Annotated in this window: 1 protein-coding gene; it reads right to left on the bottom strand. The window is 41.8% G+C overall.

Annotation, left to right across the window (positions count from 1 at the left end; translation table 11 throughout):
• Positions 1-274, bottom strand: a 274-nt coding sequence (locus Y882_RS19520) for a GTP cyclohydrolase I (RefSeq protein WP_211259221.1), incomplete at its 3' end; no start/stop codon positions are given.
• Between the last annotated feature and the right edge of the window lie 137 nt (positions 275-411).

The raw sequence follows: 411 nt of genomic DNA, 5'->3' as shown, positions 1-411 counted from the left end.
TAGGGGCCATGTGATGTTCAGAGTGACTGTAAACAGGAATATCACGAACAATAACCATTTCATCACAGTTTTCCCCACCATCTTCAAAAGTCTTGAACAGGGATGCAATATCCACATTGTAACCGCTGAACCATGTTTCAAATGCTTTAGCGACGCGCGATGGAGTTTCAACCAAGCCTTCACGCAGGTCATCCCCACCTTCAATCACCTTTAAAATCTTTTCAATGCTGTGCGAAATTTCTGCTCGGTTTGTCATCTTTGTAAATTCGTTCATGGTTTACAGTTTCCTTGTGTGGTCAATCATTTGCAATAGTTAACATGGCATTTGGACGTTTCTTCAATGGTGCATTCTACCAGTTCAACACCATACTGGTCAAGTAATTGAGGGCCAATCACGTCAACCATATATGC

It is taken from the genome of Dyella japonica DSM 16301, assembly GCF_001010355.1.
GTDB classification, from domain to species: Bacteria; Pseudomonadota; Gammaproteobacteria; order Xanthomonadales; family Rhodanobacteraceae; genus Dyella; species Dyella japonica.
The sequence above is the reverse complement of the archived record's forward strand: the minus strand, read 5'-3'. Positions and strand labels throughout refer to the sequence as shown.